General features: G+C 64.8%; 20 protein-coding genes and 1 pseudogene. 9 read left to right on the top strand and 12 right to left on the bottom strand.

What is annotated here, in order from left to right; genetic code table 11:
* The first annotated feature begins 87 nt into the window (after nt 1–87).
* From BMZ48_RS11360 to BMZ48_RS11330, 6 genes are all read left to right on the top strand, one after another.
* Nucleotides 88–957, top strand: a complete 870-nt coding sequence (locus tag BMZ48_RS11360; RefSeq protein WP_091535269.1) for a DUF4382 domain-containing protein — start codon at nt 88–90, stop codon at nt 955–957.
* A 346-nt stretch (nt 958–1303) separates the two neighbouring features.
* Nucleotides 1304–1996 (top strand): histidine phosphatase family protein, encoded by a 693-nt coding sequence (locus BMZ48_RS11350; protein ID WP_091535264.1) that lies wholly within the window; start codon nt 1304–1306, stop codon nt 1994–1996.
* 8 nt (nt 1997–2004) lie between these two features.
* Entirely contained in the window at nt 2005–2751 is a 747-nt protein-coding gene (locus BMZ48_RS11345) for an SDR family oxidoreductase (protein WP_091535263.1), read from the top strand.
* A 64-nt stretch (nt 2752–2815) separates the two neighbouring features.
* Nucleotides 2816–3322 (top strand): DNA-deoxyinosine glycosylase, encoded by a 507-nt coding sequence (locus BMZ48_RS11340; RefSeq protein ID WP_200769609.1) that lies wholly within the window; start codon nt 2816–2818, stop codon nt 3320–3322.
* A 69-nt stretch (nt 3323–3391) separates the two neighbouring features.
* Nucleotides 3392–3772 (top strand): lactoylglutathione lyase, encoded by a 381-nt coding sequence (gene gloA / locus BMZ48_RS11335; RefSeq protein WP_091535257.1) that lies wholly within the window; start codon nt 3392–3394, stop codon nt 3770–3772.
* 23 nt (nt 3773–3795) lie between these two features.
* Complete coding sequence (locus tag BMZ48_RS11330) at nt 3796–4530, top strand: sterol desaturase family protein (protein ID WP_091535254.1); 735 nt, start codon at nt 3796–3798, stop codon at nt 4528–4530.
* A gap of 56 nt (nt 4531–4586) precedes the next feature.
* Here the strand turns inward: BMZ48_RS11330 and BMZ48_RS11325 are convergent, their stop codons facing one another.
* From BMZ48_RS11325 to BMZ48_RS11285, 9 genes are all read right to left on the bottom strand, one after another.
* Nucleotides 4587–7502 (bottom strand): PAS domain S-box protein, encoded by a 2916-nt coding sequence (locus BMZ48_RS11325; protein WP_159431164.1) that lies wholly within the window; start codon nt 7500–7502, stop codon nt 4587–4589.
* A 116-nt stretch (nt 7503–7618) separates the two neighbouring features.
* Nucleotides 7619–8617, bottom strand: a complete 999-nt coding sequence (locus BMZ48_RS11320; protein ID WP_091535358.1) for a hydrolase — start codon at nt 8615–8617, stop codon at nt 7619–7621.
* A 207-nt stretch (nt 8618–8824) separates the two neighbouring features.
* The gene (gene dusB / locus BMZ48_RS11315) at nt 8825–9805 is read right to left on the bottom strand and encodes a tRNA dihydrouridine synthase DusB (RefSeq protein WP_091535248.1); all 981 of its coding nucleotides are present in this window, start codon (nt 9803–9805) and stop codon (nt 8825–8827) included.
* A gap of 47 nt (nt 9806–9852) precedes the next feature.
* On the bottom strand, nt 9853–10791 hold the full coding sequence (locus tag BMZ48_RS11310; RefSeq protein WP_159431163.1) for an MBL fold metallo-hydrolase: 939 nt from the start codon (nt 10789–10791) through the stop codon (nt 9853–9855).
* Nucleotides 10792–10802: 11 nt separating this feature from the next.
* Complete coding sequence (locus tag BMZ48_RS11305) at nt 10803–12602, bottom strand: acyl-CoA dehydrogenase (RefSeq protein WP_091535240.1); 1800 nt, start codon at nt 12600–12602, stop codon at nt 10803–10805.
* Between the two features lie 123 nt (nt 12603–12725).
* On the bottom strand, nt 12726–12989 hold the full coding sequence (gene rpoZ, locus BMZ48_RS11300; RefSeq protein ID WP_091535237.1) for a DNA-directed RNA polymerase subunit omega: 264 nt from the start codon (nt 12987–12989) through the stop codon (nt 12726–12728).
* A 52-nt stretch (nt 12990–13041) separates the two neighbouring features.
* Complete coding sequence (gene gmk, locus BMZ48_RS11295; RefSeq protein ID WP_091535234.1) at nt 13042–13671, bottom strand: guanylate kinase; 630 nt, start codon at nt 13669–13671, stop codon at nt 13042–13044.
* Between the two features lie 37 nt (nt 13672–13708).
* Complete coding sequence (locus BMZ48_RS11290) at nt 13709–14575, bottom strand: YicC/YloC family endoribonuclease (protein ID WP_091535226.1); 867 nt, start codon at nt 14573–14575, stop codon at nt 13709–13711.
* A gap of 228 nt (nt 14576–14803) precedes the next feature.
* Nucleotides 14804–14941 carry a hypothetical protein gene (locus tag BMZ48_RS11285; RefSeq protein WP_200769608.1) on the bottom strand — a complete coding sequence of 46 codons (138 nt, stop codon included), beginning with the start codon at nt 14939–14941 and terminating at the stop codon, nt 14804–14806.
* Nucleotides 14942–15101: 160 nt separating this feature from the next.
* Between BMZ48_RS11285 and BMZ48_RS11280 the strand changes: the two genes are divergently transcribed.
* Nucleotides 15102–15890 (top strand): glutaminyl-peptide cyclotransferase, encoded by a 789-nt coding sequence (locus BMZ48_RS11280; protein WP_091535222.1) that lies wholly within the window; start codon nt 15102–15104, stop codon nt 15888–15890.
* A gap of 117 nt (nt 15891–16007) precedes the next feature.
* Nucleotides 16008–17207 (top strand): acyl-CoA dehydrogenase family protein, encoded by a 1200-nt coding sequence (locus BMZ48_RS11275; protein WP_091535220.1) that lies wholly within the window; start codon nt 16008–16010, stop codon nt 17205–17207.
* Nucleotides 17208–17569: 362 nt separating this feature from the next.
* Here BMZ48_RS11275 and BMZ48_RS11270 read toward each other — a convergent pair.
* From BMZ48_RS11270 to BMZ48_RS11260, 3 genes and pseudogenes are all read right to left on the bottom strand, one after another.
* A pseudogene (locus BMZ48_RS11270) lies at nt 17570–17893 on the bottom strand (VOC family protein); the annotation flags it as partial.
* Between the two features lie 343 nt (nt 17894–18236).
* Complete coding sequence (locus BMZ48_RS11265) at nt 18237–18527, bottom strand: Arm DNA-binding domain-containing protein (RefSeq protein ID WP_091535355.1); 291 nt, start codon at nt 18525–18527, stop codon at nt 18237–18239.
* A 443-nt stretch (nt 18528–18970) separates the two neighbouring features.
* Nucleotides 18971–19267, bottom strand: a complete 297-nt coding sequence (locus BMZ48_RS11260; protein ID WP_091535216.1) for a CopK family periplasmic copper-binding protein — start codon at nt 19265–19267, stop codon at nt 18971–18973.
* A gap of 227 nt (nt 19268–19494) precedes the next feature.
* On the opposite strand from BMZ48_RS11260, the gene BMZ48_RS12900 reads away from it, so the two are divergent.
* Nucleotides 19495–19581, top strand: an 87-nt coding sequence (locus BMZ48_RS12900) for a transposase (protein WP_143383609.1), incomplete at its 3' end; no start/stop codon positions are given.

Below are 19581 nucleotides of genomic sequence, written 5' to 3'. Positions count from 1 at the left end.
CGATACAGTTCGGTACACACTCGAAAGGATTCCGCACCCGGCCGCCGCGCACGATCCGTTTCCATTCCGACTGTACGCCGATTTGCCATGCCGAATGCCTCACGCCTCTGCCTCGTCGCCGTCACCCTGCTGCTCTGTGCCTGCGAAAGCGAGCTGTCCATCGATCTGACCGATGCGCCGATCGATGGCGCAACGCGCGTGCAGCTCGCGGTCAGTGCGGTGGAGCTGCTGGGCAGCGACGGCACCGTCACGCGAATCGACTCGCAGTACACGGACGATTTCGACATGCTCGACTACCGCGACGGCGAGCGTCTGCGGCTGGTCGATGCCAGCGGCGAGCTCAAGGGCCGTCATGTCGGCCTGCGCCTGCGCCTCGACGATGACAATGCCTTCCTGCGCAAGGACGAAGACTCGACCCCGATCGAACTGCTGTCCGCCGGCGAGTACGCCACCGTCGATCTCGACCTCGACGACGGTGACGCCAGGACGCTGATCGTCGATCTCGATCTGCGCTTTTCCCTCATCGACCGGCGCGACACGCTCGGCGTCTATCAGATGATTCCCGTGATCCGTGTGATCGATGCCGATCGCGCCGGCCGCATCGAGGGCACGATCGACGCCAACGCCATCGCCGACGCGGACTGTCGCGATGGCCGTGCGATCGGCACCGGCGTCGCCGTCTATCTCTACACAGGCACTGGCGTGACACCGGGCGATTACGATGCCGACGCCACCGTCACCCCGCTCGCCCAGCCGCTCGCCGCCGCCGACGTACGCGAGGATGCCGCCAGCGGTGCCTGGACTTATCGTTTCCATTACGTCCAGCCCGGCCGCTACACCCTGGCCTGGACCTGCGAAGCCGACCGCGAGCACCCGCAGCAAGACGACGATCTGTCATTCCGCGACGCTGCCGATGTCGAAGTCGGCGAGGCGCAGACCGTCACCGTGAATTTCTGATCGAGAACAGCACCGGCAGCGGAAGCGGGGGGCAAGATAAGAGGACGACCCATGCAGCACATGCATGGATCGTCATGCACAATCATCAGTAGCGTGCACACCCAAACGCCGCTACCGTGTGCGCCGGACGCCTGATTGGCCTGGCCGATCCGGTATGCAGCCGCCCGTCGCTGCGGCGGTCGCCGGCGTGCGCAGATCACCCGGCCGGCCCGCGCGCGCCGCTGTTCGCCGCCGATGCCAGGCACCATGACCCGCCGCCCATTTTCGAAGACCGTACCGATGAGTTGGCACATCCCACCGTCCTTGCCCCAGCGGCGCCGGCCGCCGGGCACGTCCATCCTCTGACATGGGCGCCATTCTTCTGATCCGTCACGGCCAGGCCTCGTTCGGCACCGGCGATTACGACCGGCTCTCGGAAACCGGCTTTGCGCAGGCGCGTGTGCTCGGAGCGCGTCTGCGGCGCCATCTGCCGCAGGTCGATCTCGTGCTGTGCGGCGGCATGCGCCGCCACCGCGAAACCGCGCAGACCGCGCTCGACGCCGCCGGACTATCCATCGGCTGGGAAGACGATCCCGGCTGGGCCGAGTACGATCACGTCGCCGTGCTCGCCGCGTACAAACCGCACTGGGCCGACCCCGCGCGGATGCAAACCGAGCTGGCGGCGACCGCCGATCCGCGCCGCATCTTCCAGCAGGAGTTCGCAAAAGCCATCACCCGCTGGGTGAGCGGTGCGCACGATGCCGATTACCCGGAGAGCTGGACGGCGTTTCGCGCGCGCATCGCCGGGGCGCTGACGCGCCTGCGCCAGCGCCTGGATAAATCGCAGACCGCGCTGGTCTTCACCTCCGGCGGGCCGATCAGTGTCGTCGTGCAACGGCTCCTACAGCTGTCCGACGAAACCACCTTGCGCCTGAACTGGACGCTGGCCAATGCCGCGATCACCAAGCTCATCTACTCCGACCGCGGACTGTACCTGTCAACGGTCAATGATCATGCCCATTTCGAGGGCGTGCATCCCGACTTGATCACCTACCGCTAGGACAAGCCATGCGCAAGAACATTCTCATCACCGGCGCCAGCTCCGGCCTCGGCCGCGGCATGGCGCGCGAGTTTGCCGCACGCGGCTGCAATCTCGCGCTGTGCGCGCGCCGCACCGACCGACTCGAAGCGCTCAAAGCCGAGCTCAGCGCGCGCCATCCCGGTATCCATGTCGCCATCCGCGCGCTGGACGTCAATCAGCACGACGAAGTGTTCAGGGTCTTCCGCAGCTTCCGCGAGGAACTGGGTACGCTGGACCGCGTCATCGTCAACGCCGGGCTCGGCAAAGGGCAACCGATCGGCACCGGTTATTTCCACGCCAACCGCCAGACCGCGGAAACCAACTTCGTCGCCGCGCTGGCGCAATGCGAAGCCGCCGTCGAGATCTTCCGCGAACAGAATGCCGGCCATCTGGTGACGATCTCGTCGATGAGCGCCTTGCGCGGCATGCCGCGCAACCTCACCACCTACGCCGCCACCAAGGCCGGACTCGCCGCGCTCAGCGAAGGCATCCGCGCCGACCTGATCCGCACGCCGATCCGGGTCACGACGATTTTCCCTGGCTACATCCGTTCCGAGATCAACGAAAAACTCAAGAACACGCCTTTTATCGTGGACACCGAGACTGGCTGCCGCGCGCTGGTCAGGGCCATCGAGAAGGAACCGGCGAGCGCCTGCGTGCCGTGGTGGCCGTGGGCGGTGCTGGCGGTGCTGATGCGCCGGCTGCCGCTGGCGATCATCGCCCGGATGATCTGATCGAAAACGCGCTGCCATGCCGTCGCATCGGCGTGCGCCCAGAACCCATGCATGCAGAACCACGGTGCACAGCTTTGCGCCGGTCGCAGACGCTGACGCGCGTGTACTCGTGCTCGGCAGCATGCCGGGCAGTGCCTCGCTCGCAGCACAGGAGTATTACGCGCATCCGCGCAACGCGTTCTGGCCGATCATGTCGGTGCTGACGGGTGTGCCGGCACAGGCGCCATATGCGCAGCGTCTCGCCGCGCTCAAGACCCAGGGCATCGCGCTGTGGGACGTGCTGCGCGTCTGTGTGCGCACCGGCAGCCTCGACACTGCGATCGAAGAAGATTCCATCGTGCCCAACGACTTTGCCACCTTCCTGCGCCGCCACCCGGCGATCACGCACGTATTCTTCAACGGCAGCAAGGCTGCGGCTGCGTTTGCCCGTTACGTGCGCCCGCATCTGCCCGCGCGCCACGCCGATCTGCAGTACCGGCGGCTGCCCTCGACCAGCCCCGCGAACGCCACTTACGATTTTGCGCGCAAACTCGAATGCTGGCGTGCCATCACCGATGCACTGCGTCGCTGATGGCCGCCGTCGTGCACACCGGCGGCAGACGCCGCCACCGTATCCACGCTTCTCCAGGAGTCCAGAAAAATGCGCATCCTGCACACGATGATCCGCGTCGGCGATCTCGACCGCTCGATTGCGTTCTACACCGAAGTGCTGGGCATGAAACTGCTCAGCCGCAAGGATTACCCCGAGGGCCGTTTCACGCTTGCCTTCGTCGGCTATGGCGACGGCGGCGCCGAAATCGAACTGACCTACAACTACGGCGTCGAGCGCTACGAACCCGGCACCGGATTTGGGCATATCGCCATCGAAGTCGATGACGCCTACGCCGCCTGCGCACGTGTCAAGGCGCGCGGCGGCAAGGTCACCCGCGAGGCCGGGCCCATGAAACACGGCACCACCGTCATCGCCTTCGTCGAGGATCCGGACGGGTATAAGATCGAGTTCATCCAGAAAAAGCATTGAGGCCAGACGGCACGGAGGAGAACATGGACGCGCGGCAACTGGCGTTCCGCGCCGAATACCAGGCGAAGATCTCGCCGTATTACAACGGTTGGCTGCACGGCGCGTGGATCTTCGGTTTCGGCCTCGCCTACATCGGGCTGACCCTGTCTCGGGTCGAAACCGCCGGCTGGGCCTGGCTCAGCGCCGTGCCGGCGCTCGTCGTCTCCAACCTCGGTGAATGGTGGCTGCACAAATACGCGCTGCACCGACGCATCGATGCGTTGCGCGCGCTCTGGCACCGGCACACGGTCGAGCATCACAGCTATTTCACCGAGGCGCGCATGACGGTGGATTCGCACCGCGAATACCGCATCATTTTCTTTCCACCGTATGCGATCGTCGGCATCGGCCTGATCCACGCGCTGTTCGGGCTGGTGTGGGGTCTTGCGTTCGGAGTCGATGCGATGTGGATCTGGATGGCCGGCGGCATGCTGCACTACCTCGCCTACGAAGTCCTGCACACGGCTGCGCATCTGCCGGAAAACCGGTGGCTCGCGCGCCTGCCGCTGGTCAGCACCATGCGCCGCAACCACTGGGTACACCATCACCAGGCGCTGATGACCGACTACAACCTCAATCTCACCGTCCCGTTCGCCGACTGGCTGTTCGGCACCAGCGACCTCACCTGCGGCCTGTGGGGCATCCTGTGCAACGGTTACCGTATGGACCGTCTCAAGCCCGAGGTGGCCGAGCGCCTGCGCGGTGAACGATTCCCGTAAATGAGCCCGCGCGCAGGCGCTGGTTCGTCGCGCGCGCCTGCCCGTGCCCAGTCGCCTCAGCGCAGCAGATTCTCCACCGGCTCGGGGCGATGGAAGTAAAACCCCTGGGCCATGCCGATATCCTTGGCGGCGACTCCGCGCCAGGCTTCGGGATCTTCCACACCCTCCGCGATCGCGAAGATGTCCAGCCGGTGGGCCAGCTCGGCAACCATGGACACGACCGGGTCGTTGATCGGGTCCGCAGACAGATTGCGGGTGAAATCCTGCGCGATCTTGAGTCCATCGACATGCATGTTGCGCAGATACTCGAACGAGGTGAATCCGGATCCGAAGTCGTCGAGCAGCACGCGCGAGCCGTGCGCGCGCAGCAGTTCGATACCCTGCCGCGTCATCGCCCAGCTCGCCGGCGCCGCCGATTCGGTGATCTCGAAACAGATACGCTCACGCAAGGCACGATCGCCGTAGACCACCTCTGAAATCGTGCGATGGAAGCGCGGATCGGAGATCGACCGCGCCGAGACGTTGATGGTCACGAACCAGTCGTCCGGCAGGTGGCCGTCCTCCCCGCGTATCAGGCGCGCCGCATGCCGGAGCATCCAGTCGTCGAGGCGCGTGACCACGTCATGGCGCTCCGCGATGGACAGGAAACGATCCGGCGCGACGATCGATCCGTCGGGCCTGATCATGCGCACCAACAGCTCCAGCCCCACCGGACGTGCGCTGGTGACATCGACGATCTTCTGCGCGTAAACCCGCAGGCGGTCGCGATCCAGCGCGCGCTGCAGCTCGTGCAGCAGGTCGAACTCGGTCGAGGGCGATACCCCCTCGATCGCCTGTTCGTTGTACACGCAGGCACGGTTGCGGCCGGTGCGCTTGGCGACATAACAAGCCGTATCGGCCATGCGCATGAGATCGGCGATCGTGAGCCCTTCCGCGCCACGGACGATCCCGATGCTCAGGCCGATCTGGAACTCGTCCTCGCCGCGCCGGAAACGGAAGCGGTCGACGGCGTCGATCAGCTTGATGGCGATTCGTTCGGCATTTTCCAGATTGCAGTTGTCCAGAATCACGCCGAATTCGTCGCCGCCGAGCCGCGCGAGCGTGTCGGTCGCACGCAGCACGGCACGCATGCGCACCGCGATCGCACGCAGCAATTCATCGCCGATGACATGACCGGCCGTGTCGTTGACGGTCTTAAACCGGTCCAGATCGAGATAAAGCAGACACCAGTTGCGCAGCGTACCGGCAGCGGACTGGCGCTGCTGCTCCAGTGCGCGCTCGAAGCCGCTGCGATTGGGCAGGCCGGTGAGGGCATCGTGCGTGGCCTGATGCTCGAGCGCATGGGTCAGCGCTCGCGCCTGCGTGACATCGTGCAGGGTGACCACATAGCCCATCAATTCGCCTGCTTCGTCCTTGAGCGGCGCGAGTGCGTACTCGACGAAGACCGGCAGGGCGTCGGGGCGATGCAGGTAACCGCAGCCCTGGATGAAGGATGCATGCTGCCCGGGCAAGGCCTCCAGCGCCGCGACCCTGCGTCCGGACTGCTCGTCGCGCAGATCGACGATCTCGGCAACCATCGCCCCGATGGCCTGCCGCGGCGCGCATCCGAGCAGGCGCTCGGCGATCGGGTTGAAGAACTTGATGCGGCCCTCGACATCGGTGATCAGCACGGCATCGGTGATTGCCGACAGCGCGACCTGGAGCCGCTCCTTCTCCGCAGACAGCAAACGATCCAGGGCCACGCGCTCGGACACGTCCTGGATCTGGGACACGAAATATTTCGGCTCACCTTCGGGCGTGCGGATCAGCGAGACATCGAGCTGGATATGGACGATGTGTCCGCGCTTGTGGAAATAGCGCTTCATCATCCGGTAACGCGGAATCTCGCCGGCGAGCAGCCGTTGCACCAGCGCCAGATCGGGTTCGAGGTCGTCGGGATGCGTGATGTCCTGGAAGCGCAGCGCCATCAGCTCTTCGGCCTCGTAGCCCACGATGCTGCACAGCGCCTCGTTGACCTCGAGGAAGCGGCCATCCGTGGACACGAGCGCGATGCCGATCGGCGCTTCGGAAAACATCGTGCGGAAGCGGTCCTCGCTTTCGCGCAGGATCTGCTCGCTCAGGCGGCGTTCGGAAATGTCGCGCCCTTCGGGCACAAGCATGACGATTTCGCCACGCTCGTCGTACACGGGCTTGATCGAGAAATCCACCGGCATCGTGCGGCCGCCGGCACCGAGAATCTCGATCTCGCAGCGCACGATCTCGCCGCAGGCCGAGCGCTGCACGGCCTGACGCGCCAGCTCGCGGGTCGCCTCGGACGTCTGGAAGTACAAGGTGTCCCACATTTTCCGGCCGATGACATCGGCCGCAGCCAGTCCGGCGAAGCGCAGTGCCGCCTCGTTGACATCGATCACCGTGCCGTCGGGCATGACCACGCCCATCAGCTCGAACATGGCATCGAACACCGCGCGGAACCGCCGCTCGCTCAGCTGCAATTCCGCCGCCGCGCGCTTGGCATCGTCGATGTCGATCTGCACCCCGATGAAGCGCCGCGGTCTGCCATCGGCATCGCGCTCGGTGACGCGCCCGCGCTCGGCCACCCAGCGGTAGCGGCCGTCGGCGCCGCGCATGCGATGCTCGTGCACATAGACCTCGCTCCGGCCGTCGAGGTGCTGTTGCAAAGCCGCGGCAGCGGAGGCCGCGTCCTCCGGGTGGATCCGTGCCGAACGAAACTCCGGGGAGTCGCCGATCGAAGCGCCGGCATATCCGAGCATCCGTTTCCAGTCGCTTGAATAAGTCACCCGCCCGGCGGCGAGGTTCCAGTCCCAGAAACCCAGACCGACGCCGTCGATCGGCAGACAAGCCGACTCGACGTCGGCCGGCCGGCAACATGAGCCGCGCGGATCGGCGACGGTCAGGCAAAGATCCGCCGTCCCGGCCGGGGCGGCGGAGGCGGCAGTGAGATATCCGTCCATGACCTCTGCAGCATGGGGGCATGCCGCCATTCCCGCCAGTAAGGAAAAACCACACCGAGATTTCTTGACCCGTCGCCTGTGAATATCGGCAGCCGGCGTCTGCACGCGGGTCTGGCTCAGCGCGGCACGGCCTCTTCCAGATACTGCGCCAGGCGCTGCTCCAGCCAGTAAACCGGCCGACCGTGCGGCCCGGCGGCGACGAAACCGACGTGGCCGCCGCGGCGCGCGATCTCCAGGGTCACGTATGGCGACAGCGCTGCCTCGGTCGGCAACACTGCCGGGGTCATGAACGGGTCGTCGCGCGCGTTGACGATCAGCGTCGGCCGCCGGATGGCGCCGACGAAACGTCCGCTCTCGCAGCGCGCGTAGTAATCCCGCGCATCGCGAAAGCCGTTCATCGGCGCGGTGTAAGCGTCGTCGAACTCGATGAAATCGGCGGCGCGCAGGGCGCGTGCGAGATCGACCTGCGGCGGCACCGGCACGACGGCATGCTTGCGGGCGACGAGCGCTTTCAGGCCCCGCAGCAGGTGCGCCTGATAGAGCCGCGCCGTACCGGTGCGCAGCTTTTCTGCGCACGGCAGCAGCCGGAACGGGGCGCAGGCCGCCGCCGCGGCGGCGACGGGAGCGGCATCGCCCTCCTCGCCCAGGGCCTTGAGCAGCACGTTGGCCCCCAACGACCAGCCGACCGTCGCCAGGCGCACCGCTGGCTCGCGATCGCGCAGCACCCGCCAGAGATAACGCAGGTCGCCCGTATCGCCATGGTGGTAACAACGCGGATGCCGGTTGGGTTCGGGGCCACCACCGCGTAGCTGCAGGATCACCGTGCGCCAGTTACGCGCGAGGAGCTGCCGCGCCAGTCCGCGCAGATACTTGGATTCGAATCCGCCGGTCAGTCCGTGGACGAGCACGGCGATGCGGTCGCCGCCGCTGCCGCTCCAGCCCAGATCGACGAAATCGCCATCCGGCAATTCGAGCCGCTCGCGGCGGAGCTCGAGCGGCGGCAGCCTGCGGAACAAGCTTGGGTACACGGTCTGCGCATGCGGTCCGCGCAACCATGGATGCGGCACGAAATCGGCCGCCACGATACGGCCGTGGGCTTTTTCCGGCGCCTGCATTCTCGGCTCCAATGCAAGGATGCCGCGCGCACCGAGGCTGCGCCGCGGCGGTGCCATTGTGCCACGCCATCTGCGTGTCGAAAGCCTTCAACCACTCGACGACGAAGCCGCACGCGAGCCACGCAGGACGGAAGAGAACCGCCTAAGGCGCGCTGCCAGCGGATGGCGGCATGGTCCGCGTGGGTTTTGTCGTCGGCACACGCTGGCTCATGCCGCCTGCGCCACGAAGGTCTCGACCAGGAACTCGGCCACGGCCCGTCGCTGCGCGGCGGCATCGGTTAGCCGGTTGACACGTTGCCAGAACTCCGCGCTGCCGGGATGATCCTGGCAATACCACTGGATATGCTTGCGCGCGACGCGCACGCCACGATCCTCGCCATAAAAAGCGTAGAGCGCATCGAGATGCTCCAGCAGCCAGCGCCGGATTTCTTCCGGCGCCGGTGGCGCCAGGTGCTGCCCGGTGGCCAGAAAATGGGCGATCTCGCGGAACAGCCATGGCCGACCCTGCGCGGCGCGGCCCACCATCAACGCGTCGGCCCCCGTGGCGGCGCGCACGTCGCGCGCTTTCTGCGGTGAATCGATGTCGCCGTTGGCGATCACCGGAATGCGCACGGCCTGCTTGATCGCGGCGATGGTGTCGTATTCCGCCGACCCCCGGAAATGATCCTCGCGCGTGCGCCCGTGAACGGCGAGCGCCTGAATCCCGCAATCCTCGGCGATGCGCGCGATGGCGACACCGTTGCGCTGCGCGCGCGTGTAGCCGGTGCGAATCTTGAGCGTCACCGGCACATCCACGGCCGCGACGACGGCGGCGCAGATGCGTGCGACCAGGCCTTCGTCGCGCAGCAACGCCGACCCGGCATCGACGCGGCAAACTTTCTTCGCCGGGCAACCCATGTTGATGTCGATGATCTGCGCGCCGTGTGCGACGTTGAAGCGCGCCGCCTCCGCCATCTGGCGCGGGTCATACCCGGCGATCTGCACGGCGATCGGCCCGGCCTCGCCGGCGTGATCGCGGCGCAGGCGCGACTTGTCGGTGTGCCAGAGACGGGCATCGGACGTCGTCATCTCCGAGACCGCGAGCCCGGCACCGAGTCGCCGGCATAGCTGACGGAACGGCCGGTCGGTCACACCGGCCATCGGCGCGAGCACGAGCGGAGGATCGACGAGGTAAGGTCCGATACGCATGCGGCGCGCATTCTCGCCGATCCGATCGCACCGTGCGCTGCCCGCCGTCAGTGCGCCGGCGCCCCTGTGAATGCCGCCGGCAAGGTCTGCATCAGGCGCCGGTCGTGCGCCGGCAGAATCACCAGATCCGGGTTCGCCTGTTGCAGCCGGTGCAGGTGGGTCAGCGCCGCGCGCACGGCCCGGGCATCGTGATCCACGAGCAGCCGCGACAGCCACGGACGTTCGGCCGGCCGATCGATACCCTCGCGCTGCCAGGCCAGATCACCGACCAGCGCATAACGCCCCTGCGGCGCCTGCACGAAGGCGATGACCGATCCCGGGGTGTGCCCACCGGCCGGCACGAGCACGACGGTGCCATCGCCAAAGACATCGTGACTGGCGTCGAATCCGGCATACGGAGGACCGTCGAAGGCATAGACCCGGTAATCCAGCTCGCCCAGCTCACGCGCCAGCCGCGCCGCAGGATGGCCGCTGCGGATGAAATCCAGCTCCGCCTGCGTGACCCAGACTGGCACACCGCGCAAATCCTCAAGACCAGAGACGTGATCCCAGTGCGCGTGCGTGAGCACGACGCCGGCCAGTTGCTCCGGTGCAATGTGCGCACGCTGAAGCTGTTCGATCACCGGCACCTCCGGCGTGATGCTCGAAAGCGTGCGCATCAAGTACGGGATCGTGTGCGCATGAGCCTGGACATTGCGCCCGAATCCCGCATCGAACAGCAGTGTACCGGCCGGATGCTCGACCACGACGACGTCCATGCCAAACACGCGATCCTCCAAGCCGCCGCCGCGATAGGCGAACACGGCTTTCGAATCCATGCGCCCGGTGTGCAGGACACCGACACGCATCTGCGGCGGCACCTGCGCGCGCTCGAGCAGTGGATACACGGCCTCATCATCGACCGGCAGCGTCTGCGGTGCGAAGCTCCAGACCAGTGCGGCGACGCCGGCACCCAGGCCCAGCACGACGAGAGTCGAAACACGCATCGTCATACTCCTCAGAAGGCAGACGGCGGCATGGTCAGGCAGGTGTCGTCCAGGCGCAGCAGCAACTCGGCCAGACGCGCGGCGCGCGGCAGCTCGTAGCGATAGAAATACCGCGCGGCACGCAGCTTGCCCTCGTAGAAATCGGCATCCGCACCGTATGCGGCCGCACGGGCGGCCTGTGCACACCGCACCTGGCGCAGCCATTGCCAGGCGATGACGGTGTGTCCGAGCATTTCCAGATAGGCGCTGGCATTGGCGAGGAACAGATCGACCTTGCCCTGCGCACCGACGCGTGAGAGTGCCTGCGTGACCTGCACCACCGTATCGAGTATCGCACGCAGCGCATCCACGAACTCGGCGAGTTCGGGAATACCGGCGGCGGACTCGGCATCCTGCAGCATGCGCCCGACCAGCAGATGGAATGCGGCGCCGTCGTTCATCATCACTTTGCGCCCGAGCAGATCCAGGGCCTGGATGCCGTTGGTGCCCTCATGGATCGGATTGAGCCGGTTGTCGCGGTAGAAGCGCTCGACCGGATAGTCGCGCGTATAGCCATACCCGCCGAGCACCTGGATGGCGAGCTTGTTCGCCTCCAGGCAAAACTCACTGGGCCAGGCCTTGGCGATCGGCGTGAGAATGTCGAGCAGCAGCGCCAGCTCCTTGCGCTGCGCCGCATCGCCGCTGACCGCCTGCTCATCGACCAGGCGCGCACAGTACAGACACAACGCCAGCGCCCCTTCGACATAGGCTTTCTGCTGCAGCAGCATGCGCCGCACATCGGTGTGCTCGATGATCATCACCGGCGGCGCGGTCGGATCCTTGGCTGAAGGCGGCCAGCCTTGCGGGCGATTGCGCGCGTATTCGAGGGACACCAGATAACCGGCATAACCGAGCATGGTCGCGCCAAGGCCGACCCCGATGCGGGCCTCGTTCATCATGTGGAACATGTAGGCCAGCCCCTGATTCGGCGATCCGACGATGTCGCCGATGCACGGCTCGTTCTCGCCGAAGCTCAGGACCGTGTTGACGGTGCCGCGGTAGCCCATCTTGTGGTTCAGCCCGACGAGGCGCACACCGTTGCGCCGGCCCAGGGTGCCGTCCGCCTGCACCTCGAACTTGGGCACGATGAACAGCGAGATCCCCTTGGTGCCGGGCGGCGCGCCTTCGATCCGCGCGAGCACGAGGTGGACGATGTTCTCCGCCAGCTCGTGCTCGCCACCGGAGATCCACATCTTGTTGCCGACGATACGGTAACGGCCGTCAGGCTGCGGGATCGCGCGCGTGCGGATGTCCGCGAGCGAGGAACCGGCCTGCGGCTCCGACAGGCACATCGTTCCGAAGAAGCGCCCGGCGATCATCGGCTTCATGTAGCGCGCCTGCTGCTGTGGCGTGCCATGCGCGCGCAGCAGGTTGGCCGCAGCGACGGTCAGAAACGGATAGCCGGCGGTACCGGCGTTGGCGGCGGTGAAAATGCCCTGCACCGCCGAAGTCACCGTGTACGGCAGTTGCAAGCCGCCGTGCTCGGCATCGAAAGATGCGGCGAGGAATCCGCCGTCGATATAGGCATCGAGTGCGGCCTTGACTTCCGCGATGATATGGACGCGCTCGCCATCGAAATACGGCTCCTGCGCATCGAGCTTCGCGGCATGCGGCTGAAACCGCTCCTCGGCCAGCCGGTACGCGGCATCGATGATGGCATCGAAGGTCCCGCGATCGTGCTGGGCGTAACGCGGCTTTTCCGTCAGCGACTCGACGTCGAGCAGTTCATAGAGCATGAACGCAAGATCGCGGCGGTTGATCAGCTGCGGCATGGGAGATTCCCGGATGGCCCGCCACGCACGGTAACGGCAGCCACGTCTCGCGGCAACGGTCAAGCACGCACCGATAAAAAACCCGCGCACGGCGCGGGTTTTCGTCAGCCATCGATGGTGACTTCAAGCGTCGAAAGACGGGTCGAGTGCCTCGAGCTCCATCTTCGGCTGCTGTACCGCCGGCAGGTCGGCCTCGTCGAGTACCTCGCGGCCGACGTGCCCCTCGGCGATTTCACGCAGGGCCAGCACCGTCGATTTGTGATTGCCCCATGGCAGATGCGATTCGGCGCCACGGGCGAGCTGACGCGCGCGCTTGGCCGCCACCAGCGTCAGATCGAACTGGTTGGGAATCTTGACGAGGCAGTCTTCTACCGTGACTCGGGCCATGATTTCACCGCAGGTCCATCGAAAAGGGGCGGGAGTTTAACGGAAATGGCGCTTATTTGGCCAGCAGCGCCGTGATCAGCGGGGCCAGGACGCGGGTCTGGCGCGCACACCGCAGCCGCCCGGCAATGAACACGGCCGCGAGCTGCTCGAGCGCGCGGTCGAAATCGTCATTGACGATCACATAGTCATACTCACCGTAATGGGACATCTCCTGGCACGCCTCGCGCATTCGCCGCGCGATCGTCGCCTCGTCGTCCTGGCTGCGCGCGCGCAACCGCCGCTCCAGCTCGGACAGCGACGGCGGCAGGATGAAAATACCCTGGGCACTGGGAATACGGCTGCGGACCTGACGGGCGCCCTGCCAGTCGATGTCGAGAATCACATCGTAGCCGGATGCCAGCAGTTGCTCGGTGCGCTGGCGTCCCGTGCCGTAGCGCCGCCCGAAAACCTCGGCATGCTCCAGAAACGCGCCGGCGTCGATCATCGAAACGAACGTGGCCTCATCGACGAAGTGATAGTGCACCCCTTCCTGCTCGCCGGGACGGGGCGCACGCGTCGTGTACGACACCGAGATCACGGCTTCGATCCCGCTCTGCGCGAGCCGCGGCAAAAGCGCGCGGGTCAGGCTGGTCTTGCCCCCGCCGCTCGGCGCGGAAACGATGTAGAGATTGCCCTCAACCATGCTCTGGGTCGCTCATAGCGCGGCTGTTCTACTACGCTCACTCAATGTTCTGAACCTGCTCGCGCATCTGCTCGATGATCACTTTCATCTCCACGGCCAGCCGCGTCATCTCGGCATCCTGCGATTTCGACGCCGTGGTATTGGCTTCGCGATTGAGTTCCTGCATCAGAAAGTCCAGTTTGCGCCCGACCGCGTCCTCGCGCGCAAGCGCTTGTCGCACTTCCTCGATATGGCTCACCAGGCGCGACATCTCCTCTTCGATGTCGAGCCGCTGCGCGGTGAGTACGACTTCCTGTGCCAGACGCTGCGGCTCGACTTCGACGCCCAGCTCCAGACAACGGGCGCGCAAGCGTGCGAGCCACTGGTCGCGCACCAGCCCATGCCGTGCACGTATCTGCTGCACGAGCACCAGCAGCGCCTCGCAGCGTTCGAGAAGAAACTGCGCCAGACGCCGGCCCTCGCTGACACGGAAAGCCGTGAACTCATCGAGCGCATCGACAAACAGAGCGCGCGCCTGCGCGAGCAACGGCGCGAGATCGGGCCGCTCCTCACGCACCACGCCAGGGAAACTCAGCACGCGCATCGGCTCGGGCGCCGTGGTGGCGCCGAACTCGGCGTTGACGGTGTCGAGTGCCTGGCGTAGCTGCGCAAGGCGACGGTAATCCAGCTCGATACGCTCGCCCGGCATACTCTCACGTTGATAGCGCAACAAACATTCGACCTTGCCGCGGGACAGACGCGCGCCGGCGAGCTGCCGCAGCTCGCTTTCGATGATGCGGAACTCCTCGGGCATCTTGAACTGCACGTCGAGATAGCGGTGGTTGACGGCGCGCAGTTCCCAGCCGATACGCCCCCACTCGTCCGCGCGCTCGACACGCGCATATCCGGTCATGCTCTTGGTCATCGGAAAATCTTCTTGACAGACTCTGCCACCGCACAAGCGATGCCTGGATCGATCGGGGGATAGAGAAGAGAAAACGCCCATTGCGGGCTGAAAGAAGGCGCGGCCACTCCTGTGGGCGGGCAGCCGCGGCGCAAGTGGTGCAGCGTGTACAACCTGCTTTTGAAAACGGGCGGCAAGCGGTCGATGTCGCGAAGCTGACGTGCGGGCCGCCCGTCGGCGGTGAGCCGATTACTTCCTCGCCGCAGCCTTCTTGACCGCCTTCTTGGCGGCTTTCTTCGTCGCTTTCTTGGCCACTTTCTTCGCGACCTTCTTCGCGATCTTCTTCGCCGCCGGTTTCTTCGCTGCCTTCTTCGTCGCCTTCTTCATCACCATCTCACATCCTCCGTGCAGGACAGTCGCGGAACACTCCGCTCAGGTTTGGAAACGCACAATGCATTTCCACGCTGTGAATTTTTACCGATAAAAAAAAATTAAAGCAAACGCCTTTTTGCGCACACAATGAGGCACATCACCGACGCACCGTGCCATGTACCGACACTCGATACTGATCATTGCGCTGTTGTGCTGTTGCTGCACGGCAGTGAGCGCACGCGCACAACCACCGCCGATGCTGCAATGGCGCGTGCTGCGCACGCTCACACACGACATCGCGCATTACACGCAAGGACTCGAACTGCACGAAGGCAAACTCTTCGAGAGCGCGGGGCTGTATGGCCGCTCCGCGCTCTACATAAAGGAACTAGAGACCGGCACGATTCTGCGTGAAACGCGCCTTGCGCCTCACTTCTTCGCCGAGGGCATCACCATCTGGCGCGACCGCGTGATGCTGTTGACGTGGCTCGAGCGCATCGCGTTGGTCTTCGATCTCGACTTGGTCCCAGTCGGCCGGCATACCTACTCGGGTCAGGGCTGGGGACTCACGCACGACGCTGCGCATCTGATCATGAGCGACGGCAGCGCCACCTTGCGCTACCGTCATCCGGATGACTTCCGGATCGTGCGCGAACTGCAGGTGACCGCGGAAGGACGTGCGGTCGATCGGCTCAACGAGCTGGAATACGCGCGTGGCCTGATCTTCGCCAACGTCTGGAAGAGTGATCGCATCGCCGCCATCGACCCGGCCGATGGCCGCGTGCGCGCATGGCTCGACCTCGCACCGCTCAAATCGCGTTTCGACAAACCCGCCGGTTGGGACGAACACGAGCATGTGCTCAACGGCATTGCGCACGATCCGGCATCGGATCGCTTCTACGTCACCGGCAAATGCTGGCCGGTCCTGTTCGAGCTCGACGTCGCCCCGCTTCACTCACCTTAAGCAGGCGCGTTGTGGAACGCGAGATTACCGATACCCAAGCCAGGCGGCGCGCAAGTTTGACCCACATGCACAACACGCCTATAAATGCCGGCACGAAAAGCGCAGCGGAGAACGGAAATGCAGATTACCCATGAGCACCAGGAGCTGTATCGGACGGTGAAGAAATTCGTCGAAGACGAGATCAATCCACATGTCGACGAATGGGAGGCTGCCGGCATCTGGCCCGCGCACGAGGTACTGCGCAAGATGGGCACACTCGGCTTGCTTGGCATCACCAAACCAACCGAGCACGGCGGTCTGGGTCTGGATTACTCCTTCGAGGTGATGTTCGCGCAGGCGCTGGGCAACTGCACTTGCGGTGCCGTGCCGATGGGCATCGGCGTGCAGACCGACATGGCCACACCGGCTCTCGCGCGCTTCGGCTCCAAAGAACTGAAGAAGGAGTATCTGGAACCCGCGATCCGCGGCGAGATGGTCGTATCGATCGCGGTATCGGAAGCCGGTGCCGGCTCCGACGTCGCCGGTATCAAGACCTGGGCACGCAAGGAAGATGGCGACTACGTGATCAACGGCTCGAAGATGTGGATCACGAACGGCACGCAGTCGGACTGGGCCTGCGTGCTGGTGAATACCTCTGAGGGCAAGCCGCACCAGAACAAGAGCCTGATCATCGTGCCGATGGACGCCAAAGGCATCGACCGCAAGACCAAACTCGACAAACTCGGCATGCGTGCGTCCGACACGGCGATGATCTTCTTCGACAACGTCCGCGTCCCACGCCGCAACCTCATCGGCCAGGAGGGCCTGGGCTTCATGTACCAGATGATGCAGTTCCAGGAAGAGCGGCTGTTCGGCGCCGCGAGCGGTATCGACGGACTGCTCAATCTGATCCAAGAGACGATCGACTACACCGCGCAACGCCAGGCGTTCGGCCAGTCGATCCTCGACAATCAGTACGTGCACTTCCGCATTGCCGAGCTGCGCACCGAGGTCGAGGCACTCAAGGCGCTCATCTACCAGACCACGGAAGAGTACATCTCCGGCAAGCACACACCCGAGCACATCGCGATGCTGGCGTCGATGTGCAAACTCAAGGTCGGCCGCGTCTCCCGTGAAGTCACCGACGCGCTGCTCCAGTTCTGGGGCGGACAAGGCTTCATGTGGGAAAACAAAGTCGCACGCGCCTATCGCGACACCCGTCTGGTGTCGATCGGCGGCGGCGCCGACGAAATTATGCTCGGCATCATCTGCAAGGCGATGGGCATCCTGCCCGGCAAGCGCAAGAACGAGCAGCGCAAAGCCCCGCAAGCCGCCTGAGCACACCGCCCGCCATTCGCTGGCGGGCGGTGTACCGTCACGTGCGGGATGCGCGGACGGTGCCTAAAGAACAGAATAGATGCTCGCACCGCGCCGAGTTTCTTCGGGAGCCGCCACCCCACACCCATTCCGGCTGAGACCCAGCCGAGCCTCAGTCAGCACCGCGTCCACACGCGGGTCGCGCGCCCTGTGATCGCATGACACTTCATGACGCTCGCCGGCTTGAGCGTGTCGGTGGGTATTTTCGTCCCCGATGGACGTTCTCGATGTCTTCAGGTCGATGGCCACGAATGACTGCGGCCAAGGACGGCGCGCACCCACCCGCATCGTGAACACCGGCAGCGGCGCTCAGTTTGCAGCCGCTATCCTGCGCAGTCTTTCGTAATCGAGCTGGTCATCTGCAGCAGCGTCGCGTTCATGCGTTGAGCAGCGAGTGGGGCCGCGCCTTCGTCGATGGACAAGACGAAGTTGGGCACGATCTGCCAGGACACGCCGAAGCGGTCGCGAATCCAGCGGCAGGGTTCGGCCTGCCCCTCTTCGCTCAAGCGCGCATGCAGGCGATCGATCTGCGCCTGCGTCTGGCAGTTCACATACAGCGAGAAAGTTTCGTGGAAACACCCGAAGTAGGCTCCGACGTTGAGCGCCAGCAACTCCAGGCCGTTCAGTTGGAAGCGGATCGTCTTGACCGCCCCGCGGGTCCAGGCAGTTGCTCAGCCGGGCGGTCTCCGGAGCTTCGAGGGGGTGAGGTGCGGAATGATGTTCGTGCGCGATCCACCAGGCGCCATTGCGCCGGATGAGCCCTAGGGTCAGCCGACATAGAGAGTGAAGAACTGCTGCCAGCTCGGACGGCAGGCTTGCGCAGGGATGGCACCGGGTAGCCCCGTTTGCTCCACCGTCAGCTCGGTGCCGACCGACACGGCGCGCAAGGTGTACGCGAGCGTCCGCCCGACAGTCGTTCGTCGTCGAAGCTGTCTTCGAGGTAACGACCGCCGAAGCTGTGACCTTGCCCGGTACCGAGATTGATGAAGCTCATCTGATCGCGCCCACCCTCGCGCAGGTCGAGTTCGTGCACCTCGGCGACAAAGCCGCCGGGTCGATCCCCCGGGCCAGCAGGCGCCGGGCTTCCTCGCGCCGCTGGCGGGCCTCGGCAAGACCAACGTCCGGCCAGACGCCCAAGGAGATCATGTTCTCCTTCCCGGCGTAGCGGTAGCGCAGACGCCACCAGTGCCGACCGTTCTCTCTCAGCCAGAGCACCAGGCCGCCGCCGTCGGTGAGCCGGCCCGGAGCACGGGCGGACTTGATCTGCAGAACCGTGAGCATGTGCGGGTAACTGTCGCGGCCAGGCGCTGGGTTACCCGCAAAGCTCCCGCAAAACGTGCGCGCTGGCAAGGGATTTTCTGCCATCCGCTGACACGAGAAATCAGCCTATGTTGCTGATTTACATAGGATCACGTTGTCGGCAGAGACAGCAGGAAGTCAAGGGGTGGTGGTGCAGAGGCGACCGGAATCCAACCCACTCTCTCAACGATTGAGCAATCCCGGGCAATCCTGCGGGTTGTTGTGGACGCAATGGCCTCGGCAATGAACGCCGGTCAGTCAGTGCAGGGCGGACTCTCACCTTGTGCGGCGCCGATTGACCGGTAGCGTCGCAGCCTACCATCGAGTGGTTAGCCCCAGCTATGACCGATGGCCCGCCAGCGCGTGTTGGTCAACGAGTTGGCCCGACATCCGCTGGCGTGCAGTTCACGAATTGAATCGAGTAGTCAACCGCCGGAATGACCCTGACGGAGAAGACCATCGAGTCGAGCGACCTCGTTGCCGTTGGCTGTAATCTTCTGGCCATCGACCGTTTCGAGCGATTGCCCCTCTTTCAGGTGGATAGCCCGTCCGAACTTGTCTTCCAGCGCCGTCTTGCCGTCCTCGAATACATACAGGGTTCCACCGTCTTTGAGGAGGAACATTTTCTTGGCGCTGGCCGCTGCCGCGTCACCAGCGAACGATGGGGTTACGATGGCGCTCAGCACGGTGGCGGCGACAACAGCGGTAATCCTGGCTTTCATCTCTACACTCCTTTCAATCAAACGTGAAGGCATTTCTGTCAATGCCTTGTGCGACTGCACAGTATGTATTCTGCGAAGCCACCGCTGACGGGAAGATGAGACGGCCGTTACGTATATGTCAGATTCCATTCGGGATGGGATCGGGATTAATCGTGTGCCCGACGTCCCCCCTCATTTGAGTAGCACCGCGATCTGGAGTCCAATCCCCATCGACAAGGAGATTGGACGTGAAGAAGCGGTTTACCGAAGAACAGATCATCGGCTTTCTGCGTGAGGCCGAGGCTGGCGTGGCGGTCAAGGACCTGTGCCGCCGG

The sequence above is a fragment of the Fontimonas thermophila genome, assembly GCF_900113085.1.
In the GTDB taxonomy this organism is placed as follows: domain Bacteria; phylum Pseudomonadota; class Gammaproteobacteria; order Nevskiales; family Nevskiaceae; genus Solimonas; species Solimonas thermophila.
The sequence above is the reverse complement of the archived record's forward strand: the minus strand, read 5'-3'. Positions and strand labels throughout refer to the sequence as shown.